The organism is Clostridium neonatale, from assembly GCF_900465025.1.
Lineage (GTDB): Bacteria > Bacillota > Clostridia > Clostridiales > Clostridiaceae > Clostridium > Clostridium neonatale.
Genome location: NZ_UICR01000002.1, coordinates 964,905 through 976,770, shown reverse-complemented (window position 1 = coordinate 976,770; position 11,866 = coordinate 964,905). Strand labels below are relative to the sequence as shown.

Sequence of the window (11,866 nt, the reverse complement as noted above, 5' to 3'; positions counted from 1 at the left end):
TTCTAGTGATTTTTATATTATTTTCTTTTTTTATTAGATGTTTTTTTCTTTCCAGAAGAAGATTTATTGCTGATTTTTGATTTTTTATTCTTTTCTTCTAAGCTTTTACGTTTTAAAGTTTTTTTCTTCATTACTGAAAAACCAAAAGAACCAATAGCCTTTTTACTTAATGGAAAGTATTCACCATGGCAATAAGATATCAGGTTAGCATTTTCAAAGTGAATTTTACCATTTTCATCAAATAAATCTTCATTAACATGAGATGATACAACTTCAGCTATAAACATATCATGCGTACCAAGAGGTATTATATTTTTTACTTTACATTCAATATTTACAGGACATTCATTAATATAAGGTGCTGAAACAAATGTACTTTCACTTAGTGTAAAATTCATGTCATCTATTTTATCAAATTTTCTTCCGGGCTTTACACCACAGTAATCAACAGCTTTTACTAAATCAGAACTAGGCATATTAATTACAAAGTCCATAGACTCTTTTATATATTCGTATGATAATCTTTCAGGTCTTATTGAAATATAAAGCATAGGAGGTTTTGTATTAATTGTACCAGTCCATCCAACGGTAAAAACATTATTTTTACCTTCTTTATTTCTTGATGTAACTAAAACAACTGGGACTGGATTTAAGATTACACTTCCTTTAAGTTCCGTTTTACTCATTATTATCTTCTTCTTCCTCTTCTATAGCTAGATCTTCTATTTCTTCTATTAAAAGATAAGCTTTTAAGCATAAATATTAATGAAATTATTATTATTATTCCAACAAGTGTTCCAATATATAATAATAAATTATCTTTAAGAATAGTTCCTAATGAAATTTCAACAGTACCAGCAACATTTTCACTATGATTTCTTGTAGTATAAGTTAATTGAACATCTTTATTAAATATAAGATTCCAAGCGCTAGCGTTACTGCTAGAATAATTTATTTTTGATTCAGCATCATTTATAGCATTTTTATAATATGTAACATCTTGTGCTAATTTGATAGGAACATTAACAGTTTTCTTTGGACCAAAGAATCCAAATGATTTATATTCAACAGAAGCAGTTCCAACTTCTTCACCACTTGATTTATAAACTTCTTTTTGAACATCATAGCTATAATTCATAATAGCATCCATATCATTGAATTTAGTTGGATCTTCATTATCAACTTGAGTACTTTTTAAAACTACACCAACGATTTTTCTTCCATCTCTTTCATAAACAGTAGCTAAGCATCCACCAGCAAGGCTAGTGTATCCAGTTTTTCCACCTATATTACCATTTTTGCCTAGAGTTAAATTTCTATTTTCAAGCATAACTTTAGAACCATTAATATATATAGATGCTTCTGGTAATTCCATAACGCTTCTTTCCCATTCATTACCAAAGGCTGCTTTTGTTATTAAAGAAAGATCATATGCAGTAGTATAGTGATTATCATCATGTAATCCATTAGGTGTTACGAAATTACTGTTGTGTGCACCAAGTTCTTTAGCTTTGGCATTCATCATTTCTGCAAACTTTGTTGAATCTCCAGCAACGTTATCAGATATAACATAAGCAGTATCATTTCCAGAGAAGAGTAATAAACCTTTCATTATATCGTCAGCTGAAATCTTATCACCAACTTTTATTGATCCACCCATAAAACTGTCATCTAAAGAATATGCAGGTTGAGCTTTTGCAGCTTCTGTATAAACTAACTGATCGCTCTTTTGTTTATTTTCAGCTAATAGTAAGCCGGTTAATAATTTAGTTGTACTTGCTGGATAATGCTGAGCATCAGCCTCTTTAGAATAAATTATTTCTCCAGTTTCTAAGTCCATAGTTATAGCTGATTGTGCTACTATACTGGGTTCAGCTTCGGCAGCAGAAGCGCTAGTGTTAAGGTTAAAAGTGCCAAAAGAACTAAATAATGAAACTGAAAGAGTTAATACAAGGGTTTTTAAAATAAAGTTTTTTTTCAAGTCAATCTCTCCACTTCTATTTATAAATTAAGTATTTTTAGTATAACATATTTGAATTGTCAATGAACGATGAAGTATGATTTATTATAGAAAAAGTTTAAAACACCCAGTTTAAAGAAATGCAGAATAATCTTTACATTTAATTAAAAACTGAAAAAGCATAATTGATAATTACCATGTATAACTTTTACATAAATAAAAATATAAATAATATTTTTATTTATCAGTTTTAAGTCTTTCCTTTATAACAGATTTTGCTTTTAATTCAAGTTCATCATCTAAAAGATCTAATTTTACATCAGTACCATATTTATTTTGAAGAGCTAATAATAATAATCTATCAGCAAATTCGGGATTTTTTGATAAGAAAGAACCATGAAAATATGAACCAAAAGTATTTTTGTATATACATCCTTCATATCCATCTTGACCATTATTTCCATAGCCATGAATGCATTTTCCAAGAGGAGTATGATCATTTATATATGTTCTTCCAGAATGATTTTCAAACCCAACATAAGTTTCATCAAAAGATTCATTGTATATTTCTGTATTACCAATAAATCTAGTATCTCCCCCCTCAGTATAAATATTTAATATACCAAGTCCGTTTATTTTTTCACCATTTGGAGCTGTGTAGTATTTTCCAAGTAGTTGATATCCACCGCAAATTGCAAGAAATACTTTACCATCTTCTATATATTCTTTAATATCATCTTTTTTTATTGTATTTAAATCATTTGAAACAATAGACTGCTCATAATCTTGGCCACCACCAAAGAAAATAATGTCTATATTGTCTTTATCTAAAGTATCATTTAAAGAAGAGTTTACTATATTAACATCTATGCCACGAAGTGATGCTCTATGTTTTAAAATAAGTACATTTCCTACATCGCCGTATACATTTAGTAAATCAGGGTATAAATGACAAATTGTTAATTCCATTTTATATGCCTCCTTCGTTTACCACAACTTTTTAATATAACCTTTTGAATGTAGGTATTTTCGATAGTTTATCATGGCCGTATAAGTTGCAAGGATATATATTTTATTTGAAGAAGAAGTTTTAATTTTTTCAGTTAAGGCTTCATAATCTTCTTGTAAAATAAATTTGTCAGGATCTAATCCACAAACTTTTAATCTAACAGCCATATCGTACATTCTAAGCCCAGAAACAAAAATATCTTCTATTGGGAGAGTAGAGATTTTTTCGAAATCAACATCCCATATCCAAGAAACATCACGTCCATCTGCATAATTATCATTAAGCATAAATACTGCAGAGAATGGATCTTTATTAAGTGATAAAGTATCTAAAGCTTGATTATACCCAGCTGGATTTTTAACTAAAATTATTTTTAAATCTTTATTATCTATTTTTATCTCTTCTTGTCTACCAAAGCTTGACTCTTGACTTTGAAGAGAAGTTTTTATTACAGAATCATCAATATTAAGTTCTTTAGCTACTGAAAAAGCAGTTAAAGCATTATAAATATTATAAGCTCCAGATTGACTTATGAAGACCTCAGTATTATTAATTAAAACAGAGGAATTGTCTGGATTTAAATCAAATATTTTATTTACAGCATAATTTAAATTTGGTCTTTTATAATCACATTCTGGACAGTAAAAATCACCTAAATGATTATAAGTTACAAAATTATATTTGTATGGTGCTTTACAGAATTTACAGAACTTTGCATCAGCATTAATCTCAAGAGTAGTATTTTCGTTTATTGGAACATTAAATCCATAATACATAGAAGGATTATTTAAATTCAATTTTCCAAGTAAAGATTCATCACCATTTAAAATTAATTTAGAAGATGGAGCATTACGAACACCTTCTAGAATTTTATTTAGAGTTGTGTAAACTTCACCATATCTATCTAATTGATCCCTAAAAAGGTTAGTTACAGTTATTATTTCAGGTGTTATATGCTCAGTAATGAATTTAACATTTGCTTCATCAACTTCAATTACAGCATAAGCATTTTCTCTTTTCTTAAAAAAAGAGAAATTTGAAATGAAACAAGCTACTATGCCTGTATATAAATTAGCACCAGTATTATTTGTAATAACATCAAATTTATTTTCATTTAATATATTATAAATCATGCTAGTAGTTGTTGTTTTACCATTAGTTCCAGTAACTAAGATAACTTTATATCCTTTGCAAACAGTTTTTAATACATTTTTATCAATTTTTAAAGCAATTTTTCCCGGGAAATTAGTTCCGCCTTTAAAAAGATGCTTTGAAAGGTATGCAGCAGTTTTTGCTAGAATTATACTTAATATAGATTTTATATTAATTGTACTCACCACCCAATTAACTTTATTTTAGATTATTAACCAATGAATATATTATTAATCAATAACACTAAGATATTTTATTACAATAAGGTATATTAAATCAATATAAAAATATCTTATCTTCAATAATAATAAAATAAAGTTTTTATATAAATAATTAAAATAAGTATAGCATAGAAAATGAAATTTAAAAAAGTATTTTGAATATTAATAAAACTGAGATATAATATAAAGGAAATAAATGTAATTATTTTAAGCAAAATATAAATTTATATGAAAAATCTACTTATAGACAGGCTTTACGCAATTGTCTTATTAGGAAATATGTCCTATAATTAAAAGTGATAAAGAATTTTACGAGGTGTTATTGATGTATAAAATATCGGTTGATATAAATGGGATGACTTATAATCTAAAAGGGGATAAAGATGAAAAGTATTTATTTGGAGTTGCAAATTTTGTAGATAATAAAATAAAAGAAATAGCAAATAAAAAAACAGGATTAAGTTTACTTGATTCAACAGTTTTGGCAGCCGTAAATATAACAGATGAACTTTTTGAATGTGGGTATGAATTAGAAAACATTGAGAAAAATCAAAAAAATGTTTCAGAAGAAAATTCAATATTAAAAAGTAAATTAGACAAACTTAAAGAAAGTTTTGAACAACTTTCAAAGGAAAAAAGTGATATAGAAATTGAATTTTCCAATAAGGAAAAGGAATTAAAAGAAAGATATAAGAATGAAGAATCTTACTATACTGCATTAGAAAATGATTTAGAAGCAGCAAAGAAACAAATAGAAGATTTAGATAAAAAATTATCAGAAGCAACTGTTGAAAAAGAACAAGCGCTAAATACAAATGCAGATTTATTAGAAGAAATAGAAAAACTTAAGTCTAATCATAGCTATATTAATCAATCATTAAATAATGAGCTTAGTAGTGTAAAAGAAGAATTTGATAAATATAAAGAATCAGAAGAAAATATTAAAAATGGATATAAAGAAAAAGAAGAAAAGCTAACTAATGATTTAAATAATGCTAATGAAAAAATAAAGAATTTAATTAATAGTTTAACAAATTTAACTTCAGAAAAAGAAGAAGCTATAAATTCTTTAGAAAAATTGAAAGTGACTTTGGAAGAAGAAATTATTTCTAAAGAAAAATTATCTAAAGATTTCGAAGAATGTAACAAGAATTTAGATCATATTAAAGGATTACATGCGGAAACTTCAAATAAGCTTACACAAGCTAATAATAATATAAAAGCAGAAATAAATGAAAAAATTGAAACAATAAAAATGCTTGATTCAGAAAAGGAATTAAACAATAAATTATCTAAAGAAATTGATCAATTAAAAATTACAGAAAGCAATTTAAATAATGATTTGAAATCAGAAAAAGAAAAGGCAGCAAAACTAATAGAAAAATTAGAAAATAATAAGGTTGAAATATCTGATTTAAATGAGAAAATAGATGAACTAAATGAATTATTTAATGAGTGCGATAATGAGCTTTTAGATTATAAGAAGCAATTAGAAAATGAAAAAAATATAAATAATGAAGTAAACGGTAAATTAAATAAAGCCAATGAAGAGAAAATTGAACTTGAAAGTTTAATACAAAAATTAAATAATGAGAAAAATGAATTAAATAATAAGTTGGAAGAAACTTTATTAATTACTGAAGAATTAAAAGAAGAAATATCTAAATTAGAAGATGATAAGAATACTTTAAATATTGAGCTTGATAATATGAGAGATACAAACGATGAGTTATCAAAAGAAATAGAAAAAAGTGATAGAGATATTGAAGTTCTTCAAGAAGAATTAGAACTTACTAAAAATAGTAATTCTAATTTAAAAACAGAATTAAATGATTCTTTGAGAGAAAATGAAAAAATAACTCAAGAATTAAATGATAAAGTAAAAGCCAAAGATAATGAAATATTACGATTAGAGACTGAGCTTGAAGAAAAGAATAATAGTTTAGTTCAAATTGAAGAAGAAATAAAAACTAAGGAATATGATTTTAGAAGGTTAAAAGAGGAGCTTGCAAGTAAAGAACGTGCAATAACAAGATATGAAAAAGAAATGAGCGATAAAGAAGATATATTCTTAAGACTATCAAATACAATTGATACAAAAGAAGCTCAATTAAAAAATCTTAAAGAAGAATTAGATGAAAAAAGAACTAAAATCAATTCTATAGAAATTGAGATGGAAAAGATATCAAAGGAAAATCAAAAAATGCATGAAGAGTCAAAGCATTATGAAAGTAAATATTTTGAACTTCAAGCAAAAGTAATTGATGCACAAATTGAAGTTGCAAAAGTTAAAAAAGAGCAAATAGGGCCAATAGCTAAAAAGAGATAATATAAAAGAAGAGAGCCGGTAGAAAAATTCTGCCGACTTTTTTCTTTTATAAAAATTATGCTACATAGAATTTGAATAAATAATAATTGTTATTTGCATTTTTTTGAATTTAGTATATTATTAAGGATGATAAACTTAAGAATAAGTTTGTAAAAGCATATTGTGGAGGAAATGAAGTTTAATATGGAAAAAATAGAATTACTTGCTCCAGCAGGAAGCATGGAGAGTTTAGTTGCTGCAATAAATAATGGAGCAGATGCAATTTATTTAGGTGGAAGCAAATTTTCTGCAAGAGCATATGCTTCAAATTTTGATAATGAACAAATGGTTAAAGCTGTGGATTATGCTCATAGCTATAATGTAAAAATATATGTTACAATGAATACTCTTTTAAAGCAGAATGAATTAAAGGAAGCTATTAAATATGTTGGATATCTTTATGAAATAGGTGTTGATGCACTTATAATTCAAGATACTGGGCTTATAAATTCATGTAAAAAGATTTATCCAGACCTTGAATTACATGCATCAACTCAGATGACAATACATAATGGTGAAGGGGCGTTATATTTTAATGAAAAAGGCCTTCACAGAATAGTATTATCAAGAGAGCTTTCTTTAGATGAAATTAAATATATTTCAAAGGATCTTGGAATTGAAACAGAAATATTTGTACATGGTGCATTATGTGTATGTTACTCTGGTCAATGTCTTATGAGTTCAATGATTGGTGGAAGAAGTGGAAATAGAGGAAGGTGTGCTCAAAGCTGTAGAATGCAGTATACACTTCAAGGTGAGACATCAGGAGAAAGAAAGGGATATCTTTTAAGTCCTAAAGATACATGTTTGATTGAAGACATTGATGGAATTGTCAAAAGCGGAACATCATCTTTAAAGGTTGAAGGACGTATGAAAAAGCCAGAATATGTAGCTGGCGTTACTAGAAATTATAGAAAAGCTATAGATAAGGTGTTAAATCATACTGATTTTAATTTGGCTAACGGTAAAAAAGAATTAGCAAAATTATTTAACAGGCAGGGATTTGCAAAGGCATATTTATATAAAAACACAGGAAAAGATATGATGAGTTTTGAATATGCTAAAAATACTGGAGTATTTATAGGTAAGGTTTTAGATAAAGGTGAAGTTATATTAGAAGAAGATGTTGCACTTGGTGATGGAATAAGATTTAATGATGATGGATTTACTTTAAGCAAAATTCTTCTTAATGGAAAAGAAGTTAAGGAAGCAAATGTAGGAGATAAAGTTAAGTTATTCCCAAACAATGGTTATAAAAAAGGATATAGATTATTTAAAATGTCAGATAAGAAATTATTTGACGAGTTAAAAGATTATACAAAACCATATTTAAGAAAGATTTTGTTAAATGGAGAGGTCGAATTTAAAGTAAATGCACCTCTTATTTTAAAAACAAAGTTTAATAACAAGGAATATAAGGTTTATGGTGATATAGTTGAAATTGCAGAAAATAAACCATTAACGCGTGAAAGAATAGAAGAATCACTTAAAAAATCTGGTGAAATACCTTATAAGTTTAATAAAATAATGTTTGATGAATTTGATGATGGGTTTATAAGAATTGCATCATTAAATAACTTAAGAAGAGAATTATTTGAACAAATATTAAAAGATAACACAACAAAATATAGAAGAAAAAGAGTTCAAAAAGAATATACAGTAAATTCAAGAAAAAATAATAAAGATTTAGGATATATCTTCAGCTGTATTACTAAAGATCAACTAAAAGCATTAGTAGAAGATGAAAAAGTAGAAAATATAGCAGTTAACTTATCTTTCAGCAGACAAAAAGATGCTTTAAGGAAGGATGATATAATTACAATCACGAACAAAAACATTTATATAAAAGTACCTAGTATTATAAAGCAGGATTTTAATAGTGTTGTTAAGGTTATAGATGAACTTTTTCCATACATAGAGGGAATTATTACATGTAACGCTGGAATAATAAGAAAGTATAAAGATAAGCTATTTATTATAGGGGATTATAAACTTAATATATATAATAAAGAAGGTGCTGAATTTTATAGCGAAGATATTGATATTCCATTCTTAAGTATTGAATTAAACAGAAAAGAATTAAAAGAAACAATGAAGGATTTAAATGTTAATGTTGGAGTAAACATATATGGAAAAACAGAACTTATGGTAAGTGAGTATTGTCCAATTGGAAGTACATTTGGTAATAAGACAGAAAAAAAAGCATGTAGCGGTCCATGTATGAAAGATAACTTTACATTAATCGATAGAATGAATGAAAGATTTAGGGTTCTTTGTGAAAATACATGTAGAACACATATATTAAATTCACTTCCTATTAATTTAATTGAAGAAGCTCCCGAATTAAAGAGCTTTGGAATAAATAACTTTGGAGTTGATTTTAAAGATGAATCTTATGAAGAAGTTAGAGAGGTGTTAAACCAAATTGAATTTGGTAAGAAAAATGAAGATAGAGTTTATACTAAAGGACATTATAAACGTGGAGTAGAATAATATGACATGAAAACTGCAAGCATAATAGCAAGTATATTATATTTTCCTATGTTGATATTTTCGGGTGTAACTCTCCCTTATGAAGTAATGCCAAAATTATTACAAAAAGCTGCTGATATTTTGCCTTTAACCCAAGGTATAAAGTTGTTAAAAGCTACATCTTTAGGATTACCAGTTAATGATGTTATATTTCCAATTACAGTAATGGCGGTAATTGCAAGTTATTTGTATCACTATTTATATTAGTTTTTTTAGATGGGAATAAAATATAGAATTTCTCATGTGGTAAATAAAAAAATTAACTAGTATTTTTATAATTTATAAAATGAGTTCTCCTAATTAGGAGAACTCATTTTTAATTAATAACTATACAAGCATAGTATTTTAATTAAGCTTCAAAATTTTTAATACGTATTTGCATATTGTCTTTAACTTTTAATTTTAACAAATCATTATTTTCATTACTATAAATATAGTTAGTTTCATATAGTTTTTTTACAGTACTTCTTGTAAGATCTAAATTATCACTGAGAAGTTTATCAACTCTAAGATTTGTTGGAAACTTGGAAATAATATTTATAATAATTTCGTCTGAATCACAATAATTTGTTTCAATTTCTTTTTTTTCAACAGAATATGTTATGTCATCAAAGATTGCTTCAGCTTTATTTTTACTATAAAAATCGAGATTAAAGCTGTATTCCTTTGCTAAATCTTCATCGTTGGAAAGAAATTTCTCATACTCATATCTAGAAATATCAATTGGCTTAATTCGTTTGTATATGGTCATATTATAAGTTGACTTACATTTATCGCATTGGTAAATAAGCCAAACATCGAGATTGCTTTTGTTTGCATTTACTCTGAATTTTTTTGTGTTTATATAGTTTGTTTTTTTGCCACATTTAGGGCATATTCTTCTTATAGTTGGCAGAGTTTTGGGAATTAACTCCCATTCATATTCTTTTAAATAGCTCATTTTGCTCCTCGAAATTAAATCTAAATTTTTAGGATAAGCAAAGGCTATTGTATTAAATTTATGATAATGCAATAGCTTTTGCTATGCATTCATAAAAGGTAGTTTCATAAATAAATCCTCCAATCATAAATAATATATTGATATTTTATTATTTAATGAATAAAGATTAAACCTCGAAGTTATTTATGAAATAAGAATAATATTTTTATATAACAAAAGAGTGTCCAATTAGTAGACACTCTTTTGTTATATAAAATAAAATTAAATACTAAATTTATATATGATAAAGATATGTTCAGTAAGGAGTGTACTAATTTTTAAACAACCATTAATTATCTATATCAGAAAAGGTTTCTTTATCTTTTTCAGTTATTTCTCTTAAAACTCTGCAGGGATTGCCAACTGCAACTACATTTTCAGGGATGCTTTTTGTAACTATACTTCCAGCACCAACAACAGAATTCTTTCCAATTGTTACTCCAGGAAGAATGATAACACCTGAACCAATCCATACATTATCTTCAATTTTAACTGGTATAGAAAATTGTGCTCCGTCTTTTCTTTGAGAAGGATGTATAGGATGTCCAGTTACAGAGATAGTTACATTTGGAGCTATCATAACATTATTTCCTATATAGACTTCTATATCATCAACAATAACTAAATTAAAATTAGCATAGAAGTAGTCACCAATATGTATATTACTGCCATATGCAACATGCAATGGTGTCTCAATAAAAGGCTCCTTTCCAACACTTCCAAAAAGTTTTTTTAATATTTCACCACGTTTCTTTTGCTCGCTAGGGCGTGTGTTATTATAATCATATATAAGTTCTTTTCCTCTTAAACGTTCATCTGGTAACCCCTCATACATATCTGTATAAAGCATTCCTTTTCTCATTTTTTCTCTAATATTCATAATATAATCTCCTGTATAATATAGTAATTAGTTTTAATTACATTATACAGCAAATTTTATTAAACGTTAACATAATTTATAAAAGTAAATATACCCCAACTCTTTTATTATATCATAAATAAAAATTGAAAAATAGACTATATTTTCCCACAAGATAGAGATATAATTTAATCAATAAAAACAATATTCAAAATTTTCAGAATTAATTTAGGAGATGATTCCAATGCAAAGGTTAGTTGAAACTAAGATTTAAAACATGGTAAGGAGTGAGAGCAAAATTTATTTAAGAACATAATTTTGATTAGGTGACAAAATATAGGGAGATGATTCCAATGCAAAGGTTAGTTGAAACTAAGATTTAAAACGTAGTAAGGAGTGAGAGCAAAATTTATTTAAGAACATGATTTTGATTAGGTGATAAAATATAAGGAGATGATTCCAATGCAAAGGTTAGTTGAAATTAAGATTTAGAACATAGTAAGGAGGTGAAACCAATGTTTATTTAAGCTTAAACAATAAAGCATGAATTACCATAATTGATGCAACGATTATAGAGTTTGAAAGAGATATTTGAGTGATCTATAAAGTTTAAGTGAAAAAGCATTTGCATTAAGGTTGAAAAGAAATTTTAGAAATAAATTTATAAAGGAGATGGTTAAGATTCAGTTTATAAATGAAATTAAGCTTTGACTTATTAGGTTAAGAGGTGATGTGAAGTAGAGCGTGAATAGTAAAAAGAGGTGTGTAACAATTATTAAAAAATTT

8 protein-coding genes and 1 pseudogene are annotated in these 11,866 nt (G+C 26.5%); 3 read left to right on the top strand and 6 right to left on the bottom strand.

The genetic code is table 11. The features are described from left to right. Positions 1-17 precede the first annotated feature (17 nt). The 4 genes from CNEONATNEC86_RS16005 to CNEONATNEC86_RS15990 all read right to left on the bottom strand — a co-directional run bounded on the left by CNEONATNEC86_RS16005 (position 18) and on the right by CNEONATNEC86_RS15990 (position 4,306). Positions 18-686, bottom strand: coding sequence for a flavin reductase family protein (locus tag CNEONATNEC86_RS16005; protein ID WP_125148483.1), 669 nt, complete (start codon positions 684-686; stop codon positions 18-20). A 2-nt stretch (positions 687-688) separates the two neighbouring features. Continuing rightward, positions 689-1,981, bottom strand: a complete 1,293-nt coding sequence (locus tag CNEONATNEC86_RS16000) for a D-alanyl-D-alanine carboxypeptidase family protein (RefSeq protein WP_125148482.1) — start codon at positions 1,979-1,981, stop codon at positions 689-691. Between the two features lie 216 nt (positions 1,982-2,197). Continuing rightward, positions 2,198-2,929, bottom strand: coding sequence for a type 1 glutamine amidotransferase (locus tag CNEONATNEC86_RS15995; protein ID WP_058296172.1), 732 nt, complete (start codon positions 2,927-2,929; stop codon positions 2,198-2,200). Positions 2,930-2,947: 18 nt separating this feature from the next. Beyond that, positions 2,948-4,306, bottom strand: a complete 1,359-nt coding sequence (locus tag CNEONATNEC86_RS15990; protein WP_058296171.1) for a Mur ligase family protein — start codon at positions 4,304-4,306, stop codon at positions 2,948-2,950. Between the two features lie 361 nt (positions 4,307-4,667). Between CNEONATNEC86_RS15990 and zapA the strand changes: the two genes are divergently transcribed. The 3 genes and pseudogenes from zapA to CNEONATNEC86_RS15975 form a co-directional block, all read left to right on the top strand. Next, positions 4,668-6,671, top strand: a complete 2,004-nt coding sequence (gene zapA / locus CNEONATNEC86_RS15985; RefSeq protein ID WP_159116684.1) for a cell division protein ZapA — start codon at positions 4,668-4,670, stop codon at positions 6,669-6,671. 183 nt (positions 6,672-6,854) lie between these two features. Next, positions 6,855-9,203, top strand: a complete 2,349-nt coding sequence (locus CNEONATNEC86_RS15980) for a U32 family peptidase (protein WP_159136372.1) — start codon at positions 6,855-6,857, stop codon at positions 9,201-9,203. 3 nt (positions 9,204-9,206) lie between these two features. After that, a pseudogene (locus tag CNEONATNEC86_RS15975) lies at positions 9,207-9,468 on the top strand (ABC transporter permease); the annotation flags it as partial. 123 nt (positions 9,469-9,591) lie between these two features. On the opposite strand, the gene CNEONATNEC86_RS15970 reads toward CNEONATNEC86_RS15975, so the two are convergent. Next, on the bottom strand, positions 9,592-10,182 hold the full coding sequence (locus tag CNEONATNEC86_RS15970) for a DUF1062 domain-containing protein (RefSeq protein WP_159136371.1): 591 nt from the start codon (positions 10,180-10,182) through the stop codon (positions 9,592-9,594). Between the two features lie 328 nt (positions 10,183-10,510). After that, the gene (locus tag CNEONATNEC86_RS15965) at positions 10,511-11,101 is read right to left on the bottom strand and encodes a maltose acetyltransferase domain-containing protein (RefSeq protein ID WP_058296166.1); all 591 of its coding nucleotides are present in this window, start codon (positions 11,099-11,101) and stop codon (positions 10,511-10,513) included. Between the last annotated feature and the right edge of the window lie 765 nt (positions 11,102-11,866).

Coding starts and splice junctions, on each gene's coding strand:
- CNEONATNEC86_RS16005 (WP_125148483.1), bottom strand. CDS start 686: ATGAGTAAAACGGAACTTAAAGGAAGTGTAATCTTAAATCCAGTCCCA.
- CNEONATNEC86_RS15965 (WP_058296166.1), bottom strand. CDS start 11,101: ATGAATATTAGAGAAAAAATGAGAAAAGGAATGCTTTATACAGATATG.
- CNEONATNEC86_RS15980 (WP_159136372.1), top strand. CDS start 6,855: ATGGAAAAAATAGAATTACTTGCTCCAGCAGGAAGCATGGAGAGTTTA.
- zapA (WP_159116684.1), top strand. CDS start 4,668: ATGTATAAAATATCGGTTGATATAAATGGGATGACTTATAATCTAAAA.
- CNEONATNEC86_RS15995 (WP_058296172.1), bottom strand. CDS start 2,929: ATGGAATTAACAATTTGTCATTTATACCCTGATTTACTAAATGTATAC.
- CNEONATNEC86_RS15970 (WP_159136371.1), bottom strand. CDS start 10,182: ATGAGCTATTTAAAAGAATATGAATGGGAGTTAATTCCCAAAACTCTG.